The sequence below is a fragment of the Anaerostipes sp. genome (assembly GCF_018381315.1).
Lineage (GTDB): Bacteria > Bacillota > Clostridia > Lachnospirales > Lachnospiraceae > Anaerostipes.
The window spans coordinates 37,670-60,587 of sequence record NZ_JAGZSD010000005.1 but is presented as its reverse complement, the minus strand read 5'-3'; the positions used below and the strand labels follow the sequence as shown (position 1 = coordinate 60,587).

Sequence of the window (22,918 nt, the reverse complement as noted above, 5' to 3'; positions counted from 1 at the left end):
GAATATTGAAGGAGGTACTATAAGAAATGGCAAGAATCAAAGGCGGAATGAACGCAAGAAAGAGACATAATAAAGTATTAAAGCTGGCAAAGGGATACAGAGGTGCCAGATCAAAACAGTATAGAGTAGCAAAACAGTCTGTAATGAGAGCTCTTACATCTTCTTACGCAGGAAGAAAACAGAGAAAACGCCAGTTCAGACAGTTATGGATCGCACGTATCAATGCAGCTGCAAGAATGAATGGTTTATCTTACAGCAAGTTTATGCATGGATTAAAGTTAGCAGAAGTTGACATCAACAGAAAGATGCTTTCTGAGATGGCAATCAGCAGCCCGGAAGCATTTACAGCATTAGTAGATGTTGCAAAAGGAAAGCTGGCTTAAGGAATAAACTTAAAACAGCAGCCCATTTGGGCCGCAGATCCCCCCTGCTGCAGGAAAATGTTCTGATATACAGAACATTTTCCTGCAGCAGGGGGGATTTTTATTCTGCCATAATCTGCCATAGACTGCCATGTTTCTCTATAATGTTACAAAATGTGATAATATATTACGAATATATTACGAAATTATTTAAAAAGTATTGACAAGAGGGATAGGCGTGTTATAATAGCACCTGTAGCAATAAAGTTAACAATTTCGTAACATTTAGAATTTGAGGAGGAAACATGATTATCAAGAAGATGAAACTGTCCGCCGCTGTTGTGGCTATGGCAGGTATGATATTGACATCGTCTCCTGTAAATGCGGCACCGAAAGAAACAGATAAGCCGGCAGCGGAGACACAGAAAAAAGAAAATAATCAGGCGAAGAGTGAGTATGCCAATAAAGTAGTGGCGAAAGTAAGGAGTTCCTCTACTTTGAACATAAGAAAGAAGCCGAATACGGATTCCAAGATCCTGGGAAAGATGAAAAGAGGAGCAATTGGAACGATTGTAAAAAAAGGCACCGAATGGACAAAAGTGAAATCCGGAGATGTGACCGGTTATGTGAAAAATGACTATCTTGTCTTTGAAGATGACATCCAGACCTTTGCGGAGAAAAATATTAAGAAGGTGGCAAAAGTAAAGACAGAGACTCTCAGGGTGCGGGAAAAAGCATCTACAGATGCTGAAGTTGTAGCCTTAGTTTCTGAGGATGAGACTTACAAAGTGAAAAAGCAGAGCGGAGATTGGGCAAAGGTAAAGGTGGAAGGCGAGACTGGATATGTTTCAAAAGATTATGTCGATGTAAATTACAAATTTAAAAAAGCAAAATCTATGAAACAGATTGAGGCAGAGCGCCAGGCAAAACTGGAAGCAGAAAGAAAAGCCAGTGAAGCACAGGAACAGAAGTCTGTCCAGTCATCCCAGAGCAGTTCAGAAAGCAGTTCTTCCGGCACAAAGAGCACCGGAAGCAGCCAGAGCAGGAAATCAGTTCCTGCAGCTGCAAGTGTTTCAGGTTCCTCAACAGGAAAGAGAGCAGCGAATTATGCACAGCAGTTTGTTGGAAATCCATACCGCTATGGAGGCAACAGCCTTACTAACGGAATTGACTGTTCCGGATTTACACAGCAGATTATGGCCAAGTTTGGATACAGCATCAGCAGAACATCCAGTTCACAGGCTTCAGAAGGAGTTGCAGTTTCCACAAGCAATCTTCGTGCAGGAGACTTGATCTTTTACGGAAGCGGCGGAAGCATTAACCACGTAGCAATGTATATCGGCGGCGGACAGGTTGTGCATGCGAGCAATTCCGCACCTTATCCAAAAGGAGGAATTAAGATCTCAAATGCTTTCTACCGGACCCCTGTATGTGCAAGAAGAATTATTCGGTAGTTAAGAACAGAATCAAAAGAAATAGAGACTCCCGGGAGCTGCGGCTTGCGGGAGTCTCTATTTATTAAAAAAATCTGAAATTGGGTTTAGGAGTTGCGAAATATTGTCAGGGGTTGTATCATGGATAATATACAAGGGGGTATCAACGTGAGTAAATTTTTAAGAAAGACTGCCAGTATCCTTTGTATGGCCGTTCTTATCCTGAGTATGTCAGTGCCGGCCTTTGCTGACCAGCCTGACAAGGCTAAGGAGACCGCCGAGGCTTCGTCATCCGGTACGGAAGAAGAAAAGACGGAGACCCCAACAGAGGAACAGACGACAGCACAGAAGCCAAAACCTACGACGGCTTCAGAAAAGACAGATACGGAAAAAAAGGGGGACACAGAAAAAAAGGGGGATACAGAAAAGTCTAAGAAGGTACATAAAAAGAAAGCCAAGAAGAACAAGAAAGACAAAAAGAAAAAAGAAAAGAAGAAAAAGAAGGACAAAAAGATCAAGGCACCGGAAGATCCAGTGTCTGTGAAATCTAAAACTGCTCTTGCCAGAGAGAAAAAGTTAAAAAGGCAGCTGATGCAGGAAGAAAGTCTTCAGCAGAGTCTGGTGCATACGGGCAGGATAAAGGAAGAGATCCAGAAGTTTTATGCGGCTCTGAATGAGCAGAGCGGCAGTGTGGCCCTCCCGGGAGTGGTAGCGCTGACTGGTGTAAAGAAAAGCGGTGATGATACGCTGGTCGGCCACAGGGTGAATCACCTTCTCATGGAGCTGGCCGATAAAACAAAGAATAATTATCTCAAAGATATTGCGAGAAATTATAATTTTGATGTTGCAGGTGAAATGAAGGTAGCAGATGTTATCGAGGAAGAAGAGACGATACAGCTGAAGCAGTATTTGGACCAGCAGCTTCTCAACTGTGAAAAAACTCAGGACCAGCGGATCAAAGACCTGAAGAAGAGCAAAAAAAAGGCAGAAGCCCTGAAAAAAAGGATCAAAGAGCTTAAGGCAGATGAGCCGCGCGTATTTGACCCTATGGATCTTCTCAAAAAGAGCAATCTGTCAGTAGAAGAGATCCGTCTGATGTTAAAAGGAACAGCCCTGGAGGAACAGGCTCCGGCGTTTTATAAGTGTGAGAAGACATACGGCGTCAATGCGGTCATGGTGATGGGCATTGCCATTCATGAGAGTGCCTGGGGCACCAGCAGGCGTGCCAGGGAAGATCATAACCTCACAGGCTACGGAGTTACCTCAGACAGCGCCAAAGGCATCAATGCACCGACCAAAGAAGAGAATCTGATGATGACTGCAAAGCTTTTGAAAGAAAAGTACTTGGTCAAAGGCGGCGCTTACTATCATGGACCTACCGTAAAGGGGGTCAATCAGAACTATTGTGTGGGAAATACATGGGCTGGTTACGTGACCAACCGGTGCTATGAGATTATGAAAAGATTATAAGGTTCCCGAAGAAACATTGTCGGGGGGACGGTATTTCAAACGCCATCCCCTGACAATTTTTTTTGCCCATTTTTCTTTTTGTCTGTAACGGATCAATGACAGGACAAACCAGAGGAAAATCAGACCGGAGCAAATCACGAAAATCCTGAAATAATAATTTTTCTTCATACAAAACCACCTTTTTATTCTATAACAATAATTTTTATTTATATAGACTATTCTAACAAAAACAAATAACGGAGACAATATAGATAAGGAAATGTACTATAGAAATAAAAAGTATTTATGTGAGACACAGTCTGTCTTTTTAAACGCATAAATATAATAGAAGTGGAGATGGCATATGAAGATAAATTATGAGGCTCTTGGACGGAAAATAAAAGAAGTGAGAAGAAAACAGAATATGACTCAGGAATATTTAGCTGAAAAGGTGGATTTGTCAATAAGCCATATTTCAAATATTGAAACGGCAAAGACAAAGGTTTCTCTCCCTACGCTGGTTGAGATCAGCAATGCATTAGGTGTTTCTGTAGATTATCTTTTAATGGACAGTTATAAATCCCTTGAGATGAGAGAAGATATTTTTGTAAAGGAGCTGGATACAGTAATTGAAAACTGCGGTCCGAGAGATAAAAAGATTGTTTTGGAGATTTCCAAAAAATTGGCGGAACTCTTGGAGAGTGAATAGAAAGAAAGATGAGCAGAAGATTTAAATGCTCATCTTTTTTTCTAACCTTTTGGGAAATTTACAGTTCTTATAATGTCAAATAAAAGAACTTGCCCAATAAAGAGTGCACTTGAGGGCAGAAGGGAAGGATGGAGAGAAATGAAGAAAAAATGGATGAGAGGTCTGGCTGCGGTTTCTCTGATCGTGACTATGGGAGCCGGAACAGGCACAGTACTGCAGGCACAGGAGGAAATAGCTGGAAAAACCGGGGGGGGGTATTTCTGAAATTCAGGAATTAACCACGGAGAATAAAATAGGGAATACAGAAAAAAAGAGAATTGAAACCACAGTCATAGAAGATACAGCAACAGAAATAACAGAACGGAAAGAGGATATTCTTCTGCAGAAGAAGGCTAAAAAGGCAGTAAGAAAAAAAGAACTGTCAGAAAACGGGCAGACATTTCTCGATGTGAGTAAAGGAAGTATTCAGATTACGGCCAGCGGTGCCAGTGGAGGCGGACTTACTGAAAATGAGACAAGCCTGAACCCAAAAGGTTACTGGATCACAGGAACAACTGACAGCAACAATATTGTGGTGGATCCAGGTGTAAAGTCCGAGTTGACGTTAGATGGCGTAGCAGTTACTAGCAACACAACGACAAAGGATTGTCTTAATGTTTCTCATGCGGATGTGACAATTACCTTGATCGGAGAAAATGTACTATACAGCAAAGCCGGAACAAGCACTGATATTTTTGACCAGTCTAATGGTAATGCTATTACAAAGGATGGAATGGATGGTTCTTTGACGATTCAATGCCAGAATGCAGGAAAGGAAGGGCATATATGTACCAAAGAGATTTGCGGTTCTCTGACGGCACAGGGAGATCCTTCTCTTTACCATGCTGGAGGGATAGGAAATGCCTTTAGAAATTATAATCAGCCGGACGGAGCGGGGTTTAGTAATTTTACCATTAAGGGAGGAATTATCAAAGCCTTGGCAGGAAAGCATAGTCCGGGAATCGGTTCTTCCTGCCGGTCGCAACAGAACGGAGGATATACGAAAAATATCAGGATCAGTGGAGGGCTTGTTACTGCAAAAGGAAATGAGTACTGTTCTGGAATAGGATCTGGCTTTGGAAATCAAGTAGATGGAATCTATATTTCCGGAGGTTATGTAGAGGCGCAGGGAGGATCTAATGCTCCGGGAATTGGTGCAAGTGGTGGAAGCGGAAATCAAAAGACAGAGAATATTCAGATCAGCGGCGGCGATACGGTGGTTGTTGCGGTAGGTGATGAGGCAACAGGAATGCCGGGAATCGGATCGGCAGGAGGCAATGAAAAAGTATCCAATGTCGCTGCAGTGCCGGATTTTGGTTATCAGGGATATATTCAGGATGGGACTTCGCTGACGGATTATACCTTTGTGGATGGGACGCCATTTAAAGAAACGACTGCGATCCAGGTAGGAAAGTTCTATACGAAAGTCTATTTTGGGCCGTTTCGTGATACGAATGAAATTGAAAAGGATACGAAAGAACAGATCGGCGCCAATCATGTGATCAGTAAAACCGGAGGAGAAGCTTTTACAGAAGAGCAGCTGAAAGGTCTGACCAGGGTCATTGGGAAGCAGGAGAATGGAACAGATTTTATCAAGGAATCGTTAACCTTTGAAGTTCCGGAGCAGATTGAGGCCATAAACAAAGCAAAAACTGAGAAAAAACTGGGTGAGTACCCTTTGACATTTACAACACCGAATGGAACAAAAACGACGGTGAAAGTATATTTAAAGGCTGAGGGAACGGATGCTGCTGCGGTGGATCCGGAAAACTTAGAGGTTACCATTGGAGCCAACAACTTTTTAAAAGAAACAGGCGGACTGGCGTTAAGCAGTGCGGATGTACGGGACCTTGCATCTGTGCAGGGGAAAGATGCAGAGGGTACGACTTATAAAGCGGAGCAGCTGGTGCCGGATGAGAAGCAGCTGGAAGCGTTAAATAAAGCAAAGACTGCGGGAAAAGCAGGGAAATTTCTGCTGACTTTTACTTCACCGGACAAAAAACAAGTCGTAATCACAGTGAGCCTTCATGGTGAGTACGACAAGATTATTCAAAATCCGGATACCGGAGAAATGATTAAGGCCAAACATATTATAAGCAAAACAAAGGGAGCAGCATTTACAGAAACCCAATTAAAGGAATTGAGCAGGGTCAAAGCTATAGCAGGCGATGACAGTGTGATGGACAGGGACCTTATTATATTTCCAAAACCGGAAGAGATAGAGAAGCTGAATGCAGTAAAAGCATCCGGAAAGACAGGAGAATTTCCGCTGACTTTTGCCACGCCTGATGGGACCGAGGTTACGGTCACAGTGTATCTCACAGAAGAGGGGCTGGACGGAGCAGCCCAGGGAAGCGGAAAACCGAGCTGCGGGGCTGACAGTCTGAGTCATCCGACCGGAGGCAGCGTATTCAGTGAAACCGAGCTGGCTGAACTTTGCAAAGCCAAGGGAAAAGATGAAAATGGTGACAACGCAGCACTGAAGATTGATGAGGTACAGCTTAAGAAAGTGAATCAGGCAAAGGCAGCAGGCAGGACAGGTTCTTTTGATGTGACATTTTATATGGAAGATGGAACAAAAGTCAAAGTGAAGGTCGCCTTAACCGGAAATCATACGGTATCCTTTCAGCCGGACGGAGGAGAGTATACGCCGCAGAAGCAGATAATAGAAGGCGGAAAAGAGGTAAAGGAGCCAGAGGAGCCAAATAAGAAGGGATATACTTTTTTAGGCTGGTACTACACAGATGAGGATGGAAAAGAAATCAAATGGAATTTTGAAACTCCGGTCCATGAGAATATGACACTGAAGGCTAAATGGAAGAAGAATGCTGAAGAAACCACAGCCCAAACAGAAAGTACCACGGCCACAAAGGATCAGACAGATAAGAATGACGTAAAGCAGGAGAAGAAGAAAAAGAAAGTAAAGAAAGACAAAACGAAATGGAACTACAGAGAAGTCGCAGAGCGCAGAGCCCGGGCAAAGGCGGGAGAAACATGGAATACAAACCGGGAATCAATAGCAGAGACGGGAGATGAAAGCAGGCTGCCATGGGTACTGGGCTGTATGGCCGGAGCCGCAGGAATCATATTTTATGCATATAGGAAGAGACGAAAGCTTCGTTAATATTTACATAAAATAGCCGGGATAAAAGTTTCCGCTTAGATGATAGACAGTCAGTTTAAAATATTGGCTGTCTATTTTATTTCGCAAATAATTCTTGACAAATATAAATGTAACTGATATAGTTACAATAAGAAATGTAACAAAAGTTGTTTCAGTTTACAAAAGAAATGGAGGACACATTATGAGTATTATAAATATAACAAATGAAAATTTTCAATCCGAGGTTGCAGAATCAAAAAAACCGGTTCTTGTAGATTTTTGGGCCCCATGGTGCGGGTACTGCAGAAGAATTTCACCTGCATTAGACAAGCTGGGAGAAGAGAATGAAGATGCAGTACAGATTGGGAAGATTAATATTGATGAACAGATGGAACTGGCAGAAAGGTTTCAGGTGATGACAATCCCTACCATGATCCTTTTTAAAGACGGACAGGCGGGAGAACCTCTGGTAGCTGCACAGTCAAAGGGGCAGATTGAAAAGTGGCTGCAGGACCAGGGAATGCTGTCATAAGTATAGCATTTCCGGCAAAATACCTCATATAATCTACTGTTTTGAGCATGTATGTAAAAAAGTACAATAAAAATGAAAAAAAGACTGGATATTTTCTTTGGGATCGTGTATTATTAATCATGCTTGAGACATGCAGAAGTGGCGGAACTGGCAGACGCGCTGTCTTCAGGCGGCAGTGGGATTACTCCCGTGAGAGTTCGAGTCTCTTCTTCTGCATTATAGGAAACGGTTAAGTTCATTGAACTTAACCGTTTTTTGTATTTTATAAATAAATTATTTAATTGCATTAATAAATATAATTTATTGTTGATTTTCTCTGCTGCAGGATATAAAATAACTCCACAAAACCTTCGATAACACCGCTGGAAAGGAAGATATTATGATATTATATGAAACGACAGTAATTGATATGGGAACAGAAGTGAAAGCATTTGCAGAAAAGGGAATGCTGGTGACATTTGCAGATAAAGCCTTAGTTACATTAAAAGATTACTGCTATTATATTGAAAAGAACAGTATACATGGAGATATTAAGAGTGCTGGGAAATTGACCATCGACGGAACAGAATATGCAGTTACAGAGGTTGGAGACATGGTTGAAGATAACCTGGGTACATTGGGGCATGTTACTATTTTATTTCAAGAGGGCAGCAGTCTTCCGGGGAGCATCTGTGTGGAAAAGGCAGAGACACCGGTACTGAAAAAAGGAAGCAGAATCCAGATTTTCAGCGAATAATATTAAAAACAAAGGAATGAGGAATTCCTGCAGGCGGAGAATCCCGCTTGTGGGATTCTTTCTTATTTTATAGGAAATTTCAGCAAATGCTCTGTAGAGTAAAAATGTTTCTTGACTCTGACACTGTGCTATAGTTTATATTAAAGATGAGCTCAGAAAAAAACACATATGTGAGAGGTGTAAATAATGTTAAGAATCGGAGATTTTTCAAAACTGTCAAGAGTCAGCATCCGTATGCTGCGCCATTATGACAAGATTGGGCTGCTCGTACCGGAGTCCGTCGATGACAGTACAGGCTACAGGTACTACAGCGAATCCCAGCTTCCGGAGGCGGACACTATCCAGGCGCTCAGGGCTATGGGATTCGGTCTTTCTGTCATAGGTGAAATCCTTACAAAATATGAAGATGAGAAAGCGATGGAACAATTCCTGATGATCAAACGGGAAGAGCTGCTCTGCCAGGCCCTGGAAACGGAAGAAAGAATCAGGCTTCTTGACAATACGATTCAATGGCTGAGAAAGGATGGTAATTTTATGGATTATAATGTAGTATTAAAGACAATGCCGGAGAGATATGTGGCAAGTGTGAGACAGGTGATCCCTGCATATGACTGTGAGGGCATGTTGTGGGAGATTCTGAACAAAGAGATTGCAGGACAGAATGTGAAGCCGGCAGCTCCTGCTTACGGGCTTGCTGTGTTTCATGACAAGGGCTTTAAAGAAAGTGATGTGGACGTGGAGATCCAGGTTTCAGTAAACGGAACCTATGAGGATACGGAAAATGTAAAATTTAAGAATGTGGATGCCATGCAGATTGCATCTGCTACGTACAATGGAAGCTATGATCAGATCACAAGAGTAAATAAGGCAGTTGCAGAGTGGATCTGTGAGAACGGATATGATTTTGACGGAGAGTCTTTCTGTATTTATCACGTGAGTCCGCATGACGCAGAGAGCCCGGAAGATCTTGTCACAGAAGTATGCTACCCGGTAAAGAAAAAGATGTAAAAAACGTAAGGAAATCATTCGGTTTATAAAACAGACAAGTCCCTCATGCCGGGGGACTTGTCCGTTTCGTTTTGCTGCAGGGATTAGTTTTCTTAAAATTAGGAAAAGATACTTTTAGAAGGAGTTCAGAAAGGCGGGTATTAATGAAAAGAATCAAGAGTCTAATTATAGATTTATGGAAACTGCTAACTTGGAATTGGCCGGTCCTTCTGTCTTTTGAAGTGATTTATAGAATGGGATTTCTCGCAGTGATTTCGCTGAGTCAGAATGGGATTGAATATGCGATGGAGAAGGCCGGTATTGAATATTTGACGAATCAGAGTTTGTTTCAGCTTCTGTCAAATCCGTTTTCACTGGGGATACTGGTGCTGTCATTTGCTGCTGTCATATATTTTTCCTTTATGGAAGTGGCAGCTATTGTCATGTATTGTGATAGGGGCATAAAAGGAGAAAAACTCAGCGTACGCGGGCTGTTCCTGATGAGTGCAAAAAAGGCAGGAACACTGTTTCTGCCCAAGAACCTATGGATATTCCTGCTGCTGATTCTGGCAATGCCGGTCATGGGAATCAGTGTTATGTCCGGTCCTGTTGGTTCCTTTAAGATACCGGGATTTATTATGGAATTCATTCAGGAGAATTTAGTATTAAGCCTATTATACGGAGGGATTGTTTTCATACTGATCGTACTGTTCTGCCGATGGATCTTCTGTATCCATGAATTTGTATTGAACAGGCTTACATTCAGAGCGTCATGCCAAAAGAGTGCAGAGATGATCAAAGGAAGGAAAATAAAAAGCATTCTTTCTGTGCTGTGCATCCTATTTGTTGTTGGGGTAACAGCATCACTGGTTTATATAGGAGTTCTGGCCGGGATGATGCTCGCCGTCAGGTTTACAGCGGAGCCTGGAGGCACCTTTTATGCCTTTTGGTACCATTATCATAATTTAAGCCGGGCACTGAGCTTTATATCCGCATTGTTAAGGCCGGTATTGTTATTTGGTGCCATCGCGGTGATCTATTACCGGAATAAGGGATTTAAGATATCTATAAAGAAATATAGGCGGAATGCAGGCAAAAAGCTTTTTGTTCTTATTGAGTGTGCCGCAGTTATTGTCATAGCTGTCTTTTATGTTGAAATGACCATGCCGTATAGCTACGAAACTCCTGGTGAAAGAAAGATCCAGGTTGTTGCCCACAGAGCAGGAGCGAAGTTTGCACCGGAGAACACAATAGCAGCGATCCGTGAGGCAGTCAAAAGCGGTGCCGACAGTGCGGAGATTGATGTACAGCAGACAAAAGACGGAGAACTGGTTGTCATGCATGACACAAATTTTCAGAGGACAGCAGGAGTAAAAAAGAATGTGTGGGATGTGACATTAAAAGAGGCGAAAACTTTTGACATGGGAAGTTTCTTTAATGTAGGTTACCGGAATGAGAGAGTTCCTGCTCTTGGGGAGATGATAAAAGCAGCAGACGGGCAGATCAATCTGATGATTGAATTAAAAAGCAGCGGACATGAAAAGAAGCTGGAGGAGAAAACAGTGGAATTGATCCATAGATATGGATTTGAGAAGCAGTGCAGCATAGCATCTATGGATTACAGGATTCTTCAGAAGGTTAAGAAGCTGGATCCCAAAATACCAACGGTATACATTGCTGCCATTGCATACGGAGATATGGAAAAACTGAAGGCAGCAGATATGATCAGTGTGGAGGAGACTTTTGTGAATACAGAGCTGATTGCACGGGCAAAGCTTTATGGAAAGAAAGTTTATGCATGGACTGTAAATAAAGAGACATCCGTGCAGCGAATGAGACGTATCCAGGTAGATGGTATTGTAACGGACAATGTATACTATACGAACTATATGCTGGAGGAAGGGGACAGAAGTTATCTGGTAAACAGTCTGGCTGAAAAGCTGCTGGGGAAAAATAGAGAACAAGGCAAACCAGCACCGCATCCTGTGAAATCAAATCCCTAGTTCCAGACAAATGTTATACCCACAGGGCATAAAATACAGTGTGCCCTGTGGGTATACTTTTTAGAGTCATCATCAATTTCTTTATTATTTATGGATCCGGGTGCCTGTCTTTCCCATGATGCCGTCTTTTGCCTTCTCCAGAAGGGTGATCATAGAAGTCCGGCCTTTTTTAGAACCGGCAAAGTCAATAGCAGCCTGGACTTTCGGAAGCATAGACCCGGGGGCGAAATGCCCTTCTTTAATATAGCGTTCTGCCTCCTCGATGGTCAGATCGGACAGCCATTGTTCATTTTCTTTTCCAAAATTGATCGCCACTTTTTCTACAGCTGTGAGGATAATCAGTACGTCAGCGTCCAGTTCCTTTGCAAGCAGAGCACTGGCAAAATCCTTGTCAATGACCGCGCTGGCACCGGACAGATGATCTCCCTTTAAGGTTACAGGGATTCCGCCGCCGCCGCAGGTGATGACGACCCGTCCGGAATCTACTAAATTTTTAATAGCGCCCAATTCTACGATTTCTTTTGGTTTCGGGGATGCCACCACCCGGCGGTAGCCCCGGCCGGAGTCTTCCTTCATGATATGTCCGTATTCTTTTGCCTGGAAATCTGCATCTTCTTTTGAAAGGAAGCGTCCAATCGGTTTGGAGGGATTTTCAAACGCGGGATCTTTTTCATCCACACGGACCTGTGTGATGATCGTTACCACAGGAGTGCGGAGGAAGCCGCGTTTTCTTAACTCTTCCCGGATGGCATTCTGAAGATCATAGCCGATATATCCCTGGCTCATGGCCACACAGACGGAGAGGGGAGTGTTAGGCTGGTTTTCATCCTCCCGGCTCAGGGCACTCATGGCATTGTTGATCATTCCCACCTGAGGGCCGTTGCCGTGGACAATGACAACCTCGTGCCCGTCCTCAATAAGATCACAGATGGCTTTGGATGTGGATTTTACTGCCAGCATTTGTTCCGGCAGTGTATCTCCCAGGGCATTGCCTCCCAGGGCGATGACGATTCTTTTTCTTGTATACATGCAGATTACCTCCTGAAAATAGAAACCGCCACGAACATACACAGTCTTCGGAATGTAAGTGGCGGTAAACTAGGATTGATTTGTTCTGATTATTCAAAAATTCTTGGTTTTTTGTTTTCTTCAAGCTTTTTAAGGATTGCCTGAGGGTCTTCAAATTTGCTTAAGAAGATCATGGCTGCAATAACATATGGTTTGTAGCTGGCTTCTTTATAAAGAGGATTGCGGTAGCGGTCAAAAACGCTTTCATCCACTTCGCCTTCTTCACAGCTTAAGCCTGTGATGTCAGCCGGCAGACAGTGCAGATAAAGAGCTTTTCCGTCTTTGGTAGTCTTCATCAAATCTTCTGTACATGCCCAGTCTTTATGCTGTGCATTTTGAGCAAGAAGTTCTTTTTCCAGGCGGTCAATGCCGTCAAAATCACCGTTTCCATAAAGCTCGGTGCGTTCTTCCATAGCGGCAAACGGAGCCCAGCTCTTTGGATATACGATATCAGCATCTTTAAATGCCTCTTCCATGCTGTTTGTCTTTGTGAAGGTTCCGCCGGATTTTTCTGCATTCTTTTTCGCAACTTCTTCAACTTCCGGCATTACATCATAACCTTCCGGGTGAGCCAGCACGACATCCATACCCATTCTGGTCATAAGCCCGATGACTCCCTGGGGAACGGAGAGAGGTTTTCCGTAGGAAGGAGAGTATGCCCAGGACATAGCTAATTTCTTGCCCTTTAAGTTTTCCACACCGCCGAATTCGTGGATAATATGGAGCATATCTGCCATACACTGAGTCGGATGATCGATATCGCACTGCAGATTAACAAGAGTCGGACGCTGTTCCAGAATGCCGTCCTGATTGCCCTGTTCTACGGAGTCAGCAACTTCATGCATGTAGGCATTTCCTTTTCCGATGTACATGTCATCGCGGATACCGATAACATCCGCCATAAAGGAGATCATGTTGGCGGTTTCCCTGACAGTTTCTCCATGTGCAATCTGGGATTTGCCTTCGTCCAGATCCTGAACTTCAAGGCCCAGCAGGTTGCAGGCAGAGGCAAAGGAGAAGCGGGTTCTGGTAGAGTTGTCACGGAATAAAGAGATTCCGAGTCCGCTTTCAAATACTTTTGTGGAAATATTGTGCTCACGCATGAAGCGCAGTGCATCAGCTACCAGCCATACGGCCTCCAGTTCGTCATCGGTTTTTTCCCATGTAAGGAAAAAGTCGTTTTGATACATTTCTTTGAAATTTAATTGGTTTAAGCGGTCAATGTAGTCCTGTAATGAATTCATTTTCATGAAAGATTCCTCCTATAAATAAAACTGATAAATAAAGTGAGCGGCAGCAGAAAGATTTATTTCTTTTCGCAGTAAACAGACGGAAGTGCTGCATAGACAGCGGCGCAGGTCACAAGCTCTGCCTTCCAGGTTTTTTCATTCGGTGCATGTGCCTGATCCTCATGTCCGGGTCCGAAACCGATGCATGGGATACCGAAGCGGCCCATGATGGACACTCCGTTGGTGGAGAAGGTCCATTTATCGATTCTTGGTTCCCCGTACAAACCTTCATAAGCATCGGCCATGGCTTTTGTCACATCGTGATCCTCAGGAATGACCCATGTAGGGAAGTAGCATTCTGTCGGATAGGTGAGGCCTTTCCAGGACGGCCTTGCATACTCATACATGGAAACCCTGGCACCGTATTTTTTTACATTCGGCAGTGCACGGATTTCGTCCAGACAGCTCTCCCAGGTCTCACCGGCAGTCATCCGGCGGTCCAGAGAGACAGAGCAGGAATCCGCAACAGCACAGCGGCTCGGAGATGAGAAGAAGATTTCAGAGGTTGTCACGGTGCCGCGGCCTAAGAAACGGGCTTCCTTCCACTGGTCATTGAACTTTTCATCCAGCATCTTTACGAGGCCTTTGATCTCGGTTCCGTCCTCTGCATCATTTTCGTTGAGGGCACGGACATCCTGGAGAATATCAGCCATCTTGTAGATCGCATTGTCACCGCGCTCCGGAGCAGAGCCATGGCAGGAAACTCCGTCAACATCGATCCGGATTTCCATACGGCCCCTCTGTCCGCGGTAGATTCCGCCGTCTGTAGGTTCTGTGGATACGACAAATTCCGGGCGTACTTTATCTTCTTTGACGATGTACTGCCAGCAGAGGCCGTCACAGTCTTCTTCCTGGACAGTTCCTGTCACCAATACAGTATATTTATCGTTCAACATGCCTAAATCTTTCATGATTTTTGCACCGTAAACAGCGGAAACGATACCGCCCAGCTGGTCAGAAGTACCGCGGCCGCCAATCTCTGTATCAGATTCAAAACCTTCATAAGGGTCAAATTCCCAGTTGTCAAGATTTCCTACGCCTACGGTGTCGATATGGGCATCATAGCCGATGAGTGTTTCACCGGTTCCCATATATCCGAGAACATTGCCCATAGGATCGATTTCCACCTTGTCAAATCCAAGTTTGTTCATTTCTTCTGCGATCCTCTTTACATGAGCTTCCTCATCGCTGCTCTCACCGGGAAACTTAACGATATCCCTCAAAAACTTTGTCATATCTGCTTCATAGTTTTGTGCGGCTTCTTTGATCTTGTTAAAATCCATTCTAATATCCTCCTAATGCGGTAAAATTTCAGGGTTCTATTTGTCTTTTCCTTCCCAGACGATCTGTTTGTAGCGGTCCGGGTCGGTATCTCCTTCCGTTGAGAAGAGGAGTACCTTTGAGTCACGGTCTAGTCCTAAATGCTCACGGAGATCTTTATATTCTTCCATGGTCATGATGCTTGCCAAAAGTCCAAACGGAGCTGCGCCCGATTCTCCCGAGATAACCTGGGGATCTCCTTTGAACGGAGCAGAGAGCATGCGCATTCCTTTTCTGGCTACCCAGTCAGGGCATGCGGTAAAGGTATCTGCATGGTTCTTTAAGATATCCCAGGAAAGAGTATTCGGCTCTCCGCAGGCAAGGCCTGCCATAATCGTAGGCATATCGCCGTCAACAATCTGGATACTGCCGTCTTTTTTAACTGCCCCTTTATAGAGGCAGGCGGCAGATTCCGCTTCCACAACGATAACTTTCGGAGGATTCTCAGGATAGCGGTTGGCAAAGTAACCCTGCACAGCACCGGCCAGAGATCCTACACCAGCCTGAATAAACACATGGGTAGGACGTCCACAGCCATTTTCAGCAAGCTGTTCGTCAGCTTCCATAGCCATGGTGCCGTAGCCCTGCATGATCCAGGATGGAATCTCTTCATATCCGTCCCAGGCAGTATCCTGTACAACCACACCGTGCGGTGTCTTTGCAGCAGCGGCGGCAGCCATACGGACACATTCATCGTAGTTGACCTCTTCTATCGTAGCCTCGGCATTCTCATCTAAAATGTGCTGGAGACGGGTCTTTGTAGAACCTTTTGGCATAAAAACCACGGCTTTCTGACCCAGCTTGTTTGCTGCCCATGCGACGCCCCGTCCGTGATTTCCGTCGGTGGCTGTAAAAAAGGTGGCCTGGCCGAATTCCTTTTTTAAGTCCTCGGAGACCAGTACATGGTAAGGCAGGTCCCTGACATCCTTCCCGGTCTCCTTTGCTATGTAGCGGGCCATGGAAAAAGATCCGCCAAGAACTTTGAAAGCATTCAGTCCAAAACGATAGGACTCATCCTTTACGTAGATTTCCCCAAGCCCCAGGTAATCAGCCATGCAGTTTAATCCGGCAAGCGGTGTTTTGCTGTACTGGGGGAAGCTTTCATGGAAAGTTCTGGCTTTCTTGATTTCATCCAGTGCCATGATGCTTAAATGGCGGTCATCGGTTTTCGGCATCTCGTTGACTGCCCATTTGATTGTTTCCATATAGATCTAAACCTCCTTATTTGTTGACGTCGATGTAGCTGTATAAAGTAAACTTTGATATGCCAAAGTACTTTGCGACTTTGTCACCGGACTTTGTGATCAGAAATGCTCCGGCGTCATTTAAAAACTGGATCGCCTTCACCTTTTCTTCCTTGTTCATGAGGGCCGCCGGTTTTCCGACCAATGAAACAGACTGTTCAATCAAACTGTCCAGCAGGTCATGTACGTTGCCTACAATAGCAGTAGGTTCATCCTTTTTCTGTTCCTCCACATGCATCAGAGACTGAAGAGAAGCATCAATCATCAGAAGTGCACTGATGTCATAGTTGATGGCAACTATATAGTGGACTTTGCCGTCTTTTCCCTTTACAAATGTGGTTGTTGATTTCAGGATCTTTCCGTCTGATGTCTTAATCTGATATGCGTAGTGGTCTTTGATGTCTTCCGGATGCTTATGAAGAGTCTCCAGAACGACGGCAGAAGGGCCGTCTCCCAATTTCCGGTTTGTGACGTGTCCGTTTTCGATGTGTACGATTGTGTGTTCCATGTCTTCACAGGTCAGATCGTGGATAATGACCTCGCAGTCTTTCCCGAACTGCATGGCAATCGTATGTGCCATTTGTTTTAATAGTTCCAACTCCGGATTCATAATGATCACTCCTTTTCTGAGTGTTTTGGTTGCCTGATAATTTAATCATAGCACGTTTTTTTCGGAATGCAATAAAAAAATACAAAAATTTTTAGATATATCAAAAATATTTTGTATACATGCTTCGGAACGGTTGTTTTTTATATTTTGGGATGCTATATTTAGATTATTAAAAGAGTACCTGCACAAAGAATAGGAGGTCAAGTTATGATAATTGTCGGGAACGGAAGAATGATTACAAGAGATGTCAGCTGTCCATTTTTAGAAGATGGCGCTGTTGTCATGGACGGAAATAAAATCATAGAAGTCGGCAGAACAGAGGACATAAAACAGGCTTATAAAGAGGCGGAGTATATTGATGCAAAGAAAGGCGTCATTATGCCCGCCTTCATTAATACCCATGAGCACATCTACAGCGCCATGGCAAGAGGCCTTTCCATTAACGGATATGATCCCAAAGGATTCCTGGACATTCTGGACGGTATGTGGTGGACCATTGACCGGAATCTTTCACCGGAACAGATCCTGCAGAGTGCAAGAGCAACCTATATTGACAGTATTAAAAATGGAGTGACCACGGTATTTGACCATCACGCCAGCTACGGAAATATTACGGACAGTCTCTTTATTATAGAAGAAGCTGCAAAGGAGATGGGCGTAAGAAGCTGTCTTTGTTATGAAGTTTCCGACAGAGACGGAAAGGAGAAAGCCAGGGAGGCAGTGATGGAAAACTCCAGATTCATCAGCCATGCGCTGGAAGATGAATCAGACATGATTGCAGGCATGATGGGAATGCATGCTTCGTTTACAATTTCTGATGAGACTATGGAGCTGGCAGCAGCCAACAAACCGGAAGAAGCAGGATACCATATTCATGTGGCAGAGGGGATCGAAGACCTGCATCACTGTTTAAAACATTACGGCAAGAGGATCATTGACCGCCTCATGGACTGCGGGGTGCTGGGAAGCAAAACACTGCTCGGCCACTGCATCTATGTAAATGAACATGAGATGGATCTGATCAGGGACACAGATACTATGGTTGTACATAATCCGGAGTCCAATATGGGAAATGCCTGCGGATGTCCTCCTACTATGAGGATGGTGCAGAAGGGTATCCTGGCAGGACTTGGAACTGACGGATACACCCATGACATGACGGAATCCTATAAAGTAGCAAATGTACTGCACAAGCATTCTCTCTGCGATCCCAATGCAGCCTGGGCTGAAGTGCCGAAGATGCTGTTTGAAAACAATGCGGTGATTGCGAACCGGTACTTTAAAACTCCTCTGGGAGTTCTCAAAGAAGGAGCAGCGGCGGATGTGATTATTGCAGATTATGATCCGCTGACACCGATGAATGAAGGAAATGTCAACGGACATATCCTGTTTGGAATGAGCGGAAGAAACGTTGTGACGACCATCGGAAACGGAAAAGTCCTGATGAAAGACCTCAGGCTTTTGGTGGCTGATGAAGCAGAGGCAATGGCAAAATGCAGGGAGGAAGCAAAGAAACTTTCAGATACGATTAATTGTTAGGAGGATAATTTTATGAGTGATATTATGACGTCAATCCCGTTTTCACAGCTGCTTGAATGGGCAGTGGAGGAAAAGGAAGAGAAGGGCACGATTTTTGGAATCCGCAGGCCGTTTAAGGCAGATCCGTCTGAAACTGTGGAAATCTTCGGCCGGAAGCTGGAGACGCAGATCGGGCCGGCAGCAGGTCCGCATACCCAACTTGCCCAGAACATTGTGGCAGCCTACGTGGCCGGAAGCCGTTTCTTTGAACTGAAAACTGTACAGATTATGGACGGGGAAGAATTGTCCGCCTGCGTCAATAAGCCGTGTATTCTTGCAGAGGATGAAGGATATAACTGTGAATGGTCTACAGAACTTTATGTGCCCCAGGCAATGGAAGAATATATCAAGGCATGGTTCCTGCTTCATATCCTTTCAAAGGAGTACGGCCTTGGAGCAGCGGATGGATTCCAGTTTAACATCAGCGTCGGATATGACCTGGCAGGGATCAAATCAGAAAAAATTAATACATTTATTGACACGATGATGGATGCCGGTGAGAGCGCCATTTTCAAAGAATGTGTGAGAGATGCCAAAGCAATGGCCAAAAGGCTTCACAATGTAACTCCGGAAGATATTGAAGCGGTTCCTTCCGAGATCTGCAATTCAGCCACGATCTCAACCCTGCACGGATGTCCGCCTCAGGAGATTGAGAGTATTGCAGACTATTTATTAAAAGAAAAAGGCCTGCATACATTTATTAAGTGCAATCCTACTCTGCTTGGATATGACTTTGCCAGAAAAACCATGGATGATATGGGATATGATTACATGGTGTTCGGAGATTTTCATTTTAAGGATGACCTGCAGTATGAGGATGCGGTTCCTATGCTCACAAGGCTCATGGAGCTTGCGGATGAAAAGGGATTGGAATTTGGCGTAAAGATTACCAATACGTTTCCTGTGGATGTGAAGGAAAATCAGCTTCCCAGCGAAGAAATGTATATGTCAGGAAAGGCACTGTTTCCGCTGTCCATCTCTCTTGCGGCAAAGCTGTCCAAAGAGTTTGGAGGAAAACTCAGGATATCCTATTCAGGCGGTGCAGATGCCTGCAATATAGCAGAGATTGTCAGTGCAGGGATATGGCCGGTTACGGTAGCTACCACGCTGCTGAAGCCGGGAGGCTACCAGAGGCTTGCCCAGATGGCCCAAAAGCTCCGGGAAAGCAAAACTCTGCGGCCCTTTGAAGGAATCGATACAGAGGCGGTATCCGGGATTGCTGGGAGAGCAAAGACGGATAAACACCATGTGAAGGCGGCAAAACCGCTTCCGTCCAGAAAAATGAATCAGCCGGTCCCTCTGCTGGACTGCTATGTGGCGCCGTGTAAAGAGGGATGTCCGATCCATCAGGATATCACTGCCTATATGCCGCTGACGGATGAAGGAAAATATAAAGAGGCACTGGAAGTCATCATGGAAAGAAATCCGCTGCCGTTCATCACGGGAACAATCTGTGCGCATAACTGTATGAGCAAATGTACGAGAAATTTTTATGAGGAACCGGTACATATCAGGGACAATAAGCTGAAAGCAGCACTGGGCGGATATGAGGAAGTGCTTGCTTCGCTGAAGCCGGCAGAAGACAACGGAAAGAAGGCGGCAGTCATCGGAGGCGGACCGGCAGGCATGGCATGTGCATACTATCTGGCCAAGGCCGGAACAAAGGTAACTCTGTTTGAACAGAACGATTCCCTTGGAGGGGTTGTGCGCCATGTGATCCCTGAATTCCGGATTCCATCATCTTCTGTGGAAAAAGATGCTTCTTTTTTGGAGAAACTGGGTGTGGAGATCAAACTGAATGTGAATATTGAAAATGCACCGGCCCTTAAAAATCAGGGATATGATGCGGTGATTCTGGCAGTGGGAGCCTCTAAACCGGGAGAACTTGCCCTGGAAAAAGGCGGTGTGATCAACGCACTGGAATTTCTGAAAGAATTCAAACAAAAAGACGGCCGCGTCAAAGTGGGCAGAAATGTGGCCGTCATCGGAGGCGGCAATACAGCCATGGATACTGCACGGGCAGCCAAACGTACCGAAGGGGTGGAGCATGTCTATCTGGTATACCGGCGGACAAAACGGTATATGCCCGCTGATGAAGAAGAACTTTTGATGGCAGTAGAAGACGGTGTGGAATTTAAGGAGCTGCTGTCACCTGTTCTGCTGGAAGAAGGAGAGCTGGTCTGTGAAGCTATGGAACTTTCTGACCCTGACGAGACGGGACGAAGGGGAGTCAAAAGCACAGGGAAACGTGTCAGAGTACCTGCCGATACGGTGATCGCTGCAGTGGGAGAGCAGGTTCCTTCAAGCTTTTATCAGGAAAACGGGATTTCCGTGGACAGCAGGGGAAGGGCAAAGACAGAGCCGGAGACCCTGATGACAAATCAGGAGGGAATCTATGTGATCGGAGACGGCCTTCGGGGGCCTGCCACGGTAGTAGAAGGCATGAGGGATGCTATGCTGGCGGCAGAACATATTCTCGGCACCGTGGTTTCAAAGGGCAAAGACAGCCTGGCATCAAAAGAGGAATGCTGTGAGAAGAAAGGCATACTAAAGGATGCACAGGAGGAGAAGGACCAGAGCAGAAGATGTCTGGGATGTGATGTGGTATGTGAAAACTGTGTGGATGTCTGTCCGAACCGGGCAAATGTATCTATTCATGTGCCGGGATTTGAGAAAGACCAGGTTATCCATATTGACTATATGTGCAATGAATGCGGAAACTGCAGATCTTTCTGTCCGTATGAAAGTGCACCTTACCTGGACAAATTTACGCTGTTTGCAAATGAAGAAGATATGAAAAACAGCAAAAATGACGGTTTTGCCGTGTTGGATGCGGATGAACACGAATGCCGGGTAAGGTATTTGGGAGAAACAATGACAGTGAACTTAAAGGATGAAAGTTCTGCAGTGACAGAAGGCTTAAGAAGGCTGATGACTGTTGTCTGTGAAGACTACGCATTTTATCTGCTTTAGTCTCAGGGCCGGGACGGGGAGCCCGGGCCCGGATATTAGAGGCTGTTGTGCAGATGGCAGGGAGATAGTAGATATGTTTGATAGTTTTAAGAGCAAGACAGGAGTAAAAGAGTTGTTTTTAACTGAAGGGAAGCCGCCTTATAAACAGGCGCTTCCTCTGGCTCTTCAGCATGTGGTGGCAATGATCGTGGGATGTGTGACACCGGCCATCATCGTAGCGGGAATTGCCGTATCCCGGGGAGAAATTTCACCCCAGGATAAAATTGTGCTTGTGCAGGGGGCATTGATTGTGTCTGCTGTGGCAACATTTTTACAGCTTATATCATTTAAAAATAAAGTGGGATCAGGGCTTCCGGTTATCATGGGCGTCAGTTTTGCGTATCTGGCAACCATGCAGGCTGTAGTCCAGGAGTTTGATCTGGCCACTCTGTTCGGTGCCCAGCTGACCGGCGGAGTAATCGCAGTCGTGGTGGGGATTTTTATCAAGAGGATCCGTTCTCTGTTTCCGCCTATTGTGACGGGAACCGTGGTGTTTACCATCGGGCTTTCTCTGTATCCGGTGGCTGTGGGATATATGGCAGGCGGAACCGGGTCCAAAGATTATGGGAGTGTAAAAAACTGGGCAGTAGCCCTGATTACTCTGGCAGTCGTGGTGGGACTCAGCCATTTTACAAAAGGATTTCTGAAGCTTTCCGCTATTTTAATCGGAATCTGCGTAGGATATGTAATCGCAGTTATCCTCGGAATGGTGGATTTTACACCGGTGGTTTCTGCTTCGTGGCTGCAGCTTCCGAAACCTCTGCATTTCGGGATCACATTTGAGCCGTCCTCCATGATTACCATGTCGATTTTGTTTATCGTTAATTCGGTGCAGGCTATCGGGGATCTGACTGCTACCACTCAGGGCGGTCTGGGAAGGGAGCCTTCAGACAGAGAACTGTCAGGAGGCATTATCGGAAACGGTCTGGGAAGTATTTTCGGTGCACTGTTCGGCGGTCTGCCGACAGCTACATTCAGCCAGAACGTAGGAATCGTCGGCACGACAAAGGTTGTGGCAAAAAGGGTATTTTATCTGGCATCCGCTATTATACTTGCGGCAGGACTGCTGCCGAAAATCGCGTCCCTTCTTACAACCATACCTCAGTGTGTTCTCGGCGGAGCCACCATCTCAGTGTTTGCATCGATTGCCATGACAGGCGTTAAATTGATCGCAAAAGCGGGGCTCAATAACCGGAACACAGCGATTGTAGGGCTCGGAGTTGCCGTGGGCATGGGAGTTACGCTGGCCCCGGACTCTCTGGCTCTGTTTCCTTCATGGGTTATGATGGTATTCGGAAAATCTGCGGTTGTTCTGGCAACATTGATTACTGTTGTGCTGAACCTGATCATTCCAGAGGAGGAAGAAAAGGTAAAAGTCCGCAAAAGGATACCGCTGAACTTTACTGTGAAGGAAAAGAATTTTAAAAATATAAAGTCTTTATAG

General features: G+C 45.0%; 18 protein-coding genes and 1 tRNA gene. 14 read left to right on the top strand and 5 right to left on the bottom strand.

Annotated elements, in window-relative coordinates:
* The first annotated feature begins 26 nt into the window (after positions 1-26).
* From rplT to KH180_RS05235, 11 genes are all read left to right on the top strand, one after another.
* Entirely contained in the window at positions 27-383 is a 357-nt protein-coding gene (rplT, locus tag KH180_RS05285; RefSeq protein WP_137329243.1) for a 50S ribosomal protein L20, read from the top strand.
* A 284-nt stretch (positions 384-667) separates the two neighbouring features.
* Positions 668-1,816 carry a C40 family peptidase gene (locus KH180_RS05280; protein ID WP_290757385.1) on the top strand — a complete coding sequence of 383 codons (1,149 nt, stop codon included), beginning with the start codon at positions 668-670 and terminating at the stop codon, positions 1,814-1,816.
* Between the two features lie 147 nt (positions 1,817-1,963).
* Positions 1,964-3,265, top strand: a complete 1,302-nt coding sequence (locus tag KH180_RS05275) for a glucosaminidase domain-containing protein (protein WP_290757382.1) — start codon at positions 1,964-1,966, stop codon at positions 3,263-3,265.
* Between the two features lie 343 nt (positions 3,266-3,608).
* On the top strand, positions 3,609-3,953 hold the full coding sequence (locus KH180_RS05270) for a helix-turn-helix domain-containing protein (RefSeq protein WP_290757380.1): 345 nt from the start codon (positions 3,609-3,611) through the stop codon (positions 3,951-3,953).
* A gap of 138 nt (positions 3,954-4,091) precedes the next feature.
* Positions 4,092-4,217, top strand: coding sequence for a hypothetical protein (locus tag KH180_RS05265; RefSeq protein WP_290757377.1), 126 nt, complete (start codon positions 4,092-4,094; stop codon positions 4,215-4,217).
* 184 nt (positions 4,218-4,401) lie between these two features.
* Positions 4,402-7,116 (top strand): InlB B-repeat-containing protein, encoded by a 2,715-nt coding sequence (locus tag KH180_RS05260; protein ID WP_290757375.1) that lies wholly within the window; start codon positions 4,402-4,404, stop codon positions 7,114-7,116.
* A 181-nt stretch (positions 7,117-7,297) separates the two neighbouring features.
* Positions 7,298-7,627 carry a thioredoxin gene (trxA, locus tag KH180_RS05255; RefSeq protein WP_290757372.1) on the top strand — a complete coding sequence of 110 codons (330 nt, stop codon included), beginning with the start codon at positions 7,298-7,300 and terminating at the stop codon, positions 7,625-7,627.
* Between the two features lie 132 nt (positions 7,628-7,759).
* A tRNA-Leu gene (locus KH180_RS05250) sits at positions 7,760-7,843 on the top strand.
* A gap of 163 nt (positions 7,844-8,006) precedes the next feature.
* Positions 8,007-8,363, top strand: coding sequence for a PTS glucitol/sorbitol transporter subunit IIA (locus KH180_RS05245; RefSeq protein WP_290757370.1), 357 nt, complete (start codon positions 8,007-8,009; stop codon positions 8,361-8,363).
* A gap of 186 nt (positions 8,364-8,549) precedes the next feature.
* A complete protein-coding gene (locus tag KH180_RS05240; RefSeq protein ID WP_290757367.1) occupies positions 8,550-9,371 on the top strand; it encodes a MerR family transcriptional regulator in 822 nt (273 codons plus the stop codon).
* Positions 9,372-9,514: 143 nt separating this feature from the next.
* Positions 9,515-11,353: a glycerophosphodiester phosphodiesterase gene (locus KH180_RS05235; RefSeq protein WP_290757364.1), complete on the top strand. Its 1,839-nt coding sequence runs from the start codon at positions 9,515-9,517 to the stop codon at positions 11,351-11,353.
* Between the two features lie 84 nt (positions 11,354-11,437).
* Here the strand turns inward: KH180_RS05235 and arcC are convergent, their stop codons facing one another.
* From arcC to KH180_RS05210, 5 genes are all read right to left on the bottom strand, one after another.
* Positions 11,438-12,382, bottom strand: coding sequence for a carbamate kinase (arcC, locus tag KH180_RS05230; protein ID WP_290757361.1), 945 nt, complete (start codon positions 12,380-12,382; stop codon positions 11,438-11,440).
* Positions 12,383-12,471: 89 nt separating this feature from the next.
* Complete coding sequence (gene ygeW, locus KH180_RS05225) at positions 12,472-13,665, bottom strand: knotted carbamoyltransferase YgeW (RefSeq protein ID WP_290757931.1); 1,194 nt, start codon at positions 13,663-13,665, stop codon at positions 12,472-12,474.
* Between the two features lie 62 nt (positions 13,666-13,727).
* Positions 13,728-14,993: a YgeY family selenium metabolism-linked hydrolase gene (locus KH180_RS05220; protein WP_290757358.1), complete on the bottom strand. Its 1,266-nt coding sequence runs from the start codon at positions 14,991-14,993 to the stop codon at positions 13,728-13,730.
* 36 nt (positions 14,994-15,029) lie between these two features.
* Positions 15,030-16,235: a diaminopropionate ammonia-lyase gene (gene dpaL / locus KH180_RS05215; RefSeq protein ID WP_290757356.1), complete on the bottom strand. Its 1,206-nt coding sequence runs from the start codon at positions 16,233-16,235 to the stop codon at positions 15,030-15,032.
* Positions 16,236-16,251: 16 nt separating this feature from the next.
* On the bottom strand, positions 16,252-16,884 hold the full coding sequence (locus tag KH180_RS05210) for a helix-turn-helix transcriptional regulator (protein ID WP_290757354.1): 633 nt from the start codon (positions 16,882-16,884) through the stop codon (positions 16,252-16,254).
* 207 nt (positions 16,885-17,091) lie between these two features.
* Here KH180_RS05210 and ssnA point away from each other — a divergent pair, with 207 nt between their 5' ends.
* The 3 genes from ssnA (at position 17,092) to KH180_RS05195 (ending at position 22,918) form a co-directional block, all read left to right on the top strand.
* On the top strand, positions 17,092-18,423 hold the full coding sequence (gene ssnA, locus KH180_RS05205; RefSeq protein ID WP_290757352.1) for a putative aminohydrolase SsnA: 1,332 nt from the start codon (positions 17,092-17,094) through the stop codon (positions 18,421-18,423).
* A 12-nt stretch (positions 18,424-18,435) separates the two neighbouring features.
* Positions 18,436-21,435: a putative selenate reductase subunit YgfK gene (gene ygfK / locus KH180_RS05200; protein ID WP_290757350.1), complete on the top strand. Its 3,000-nt coding sequence runs from the start codon at positions 18,436-18,438 to the stop codon at positions 21,433-21,435.
* Between the two features lie 73 nt (positions 21,436-21,508).
* Complete coding sequence (locus KH180_RS05195; RefSeq protein ID WP_290757348.1) at positions 21,509-22,918, top strand: uracil-xanthine permease family protein; 1,410 nt, start codon at positions 21,509-21,511, stop codon at positions 22,916-22,918.

Excerpts from the sequence above, each read along its gene's own strand:
- rplT (WP_137329243.1), top strand. The coding sequence starts at position 27 with ATGGCAAGAATCAAAGGCGGAATGAACGCAAGAAAGAGACATAATAAA.
- KH180_RS05280 (WP_290757385.1), top strand. The coding sequence starts at position 668 with ATGATTATCAAGAAGATGAAACTGTCCGCCGCTGTTGTGGCTATGGCA.
- KH180_RS05270 (WP_290757380.1), top strand. The coding sequence starts at position 3,609 with ATGAAGATAAATTATGAGGCTCTTGGACGGAAAATAAAAGAAGTGAGA.
- KH180_RS05265 (WP_290757377.1), top strand. The coding sequence starts at position 4,092 with ATGAAGAAAAAATGGATGAGAGGTCTGGCTGCGGTTTCTCTGATCGTG.
- trxA (WP_290757372.1), top strand. The coding sequence starts at position 7,298 with ATGAGTATTATAAATATAACAAATGAAAATTTTCAATCCGAGGTTGCA.
- KH180_RS05245 (WP_290757370.1), top strand. The coding sequence starts at position 8,007 with ATGATATTATATGAAACGACAGTAATTGATATGGGAACAGAAGTGAAA.
- KH180_RS05240 (WP_290757367.1), top strand. The coding sequence starts at position 8,550 with ATGTTAAGAATCGGAGATTTTTCAAAACTGTCAAGAGTCAGCATCCGT.
- KH180_RS05235 (WP_290757364.1), top strand. The coding sequence starts at position 9,515 with ATGAAAAGAATCAAGAGTCTAATTATAGATTTATGGAAACTGCTAACT.
- arcC (WP_290757361.1), bottom strand. The coding sequence starts at position 12,382 with ATGTATACAAGAAAAAGAATCGTCATCGCCCTGGGAGGCAATGCCCTG.
- ygeW (WP_290757931.1), bottom strand. The coding sequence starts at position 13,665 with ATGAATTCATTACAGGACTACATTGACCGCTTAAACCAATTAAATTTC.
- KH180_RS05220 (WP_290757358.1), bottom strand. The coding sequence starts at position 14,993 with ATGGATTTTAACAAGATCAAAGAAGCCGCACAAAACTATGAAGCAGAT.
- dpaL (WP_290757356.1), bottom strand. The coding sequence starts at position 16,235 with ATGGAAACAATCAAATGGGCAGTCAACGAGATGCCGAAAACCGATGAC.
- KH180_RS05210 (WP_290757354.1), bottom strand. The coding sequence starts at position 16,884 with ATGAATCCGGAGTTGGAACTATTAAAACAAATGGCACATACGATTGCC.
- ssnA (WP_290757352.1), top strand. The coding sequence starts at position 17,092 with ATGATAATTGTCGGGAACGGAAGAATGATTACAAGAGATGTCAGCTGT.
- ygfK (WP_290757350.1), top strand. The coding sequence starts at position 18,436 with ATGAGTGATATTATGACGTCAATCCCGTTTTCACAGCTGCTTGAATGG.
- KH180_RS05195 (WP_290757348.1), top strand. The coding sequence starts at position 21,509 with ATGTTTGATAGTTTTAAGAGCAAGACAGGAGTAAAAGAGTTGTTTTTA.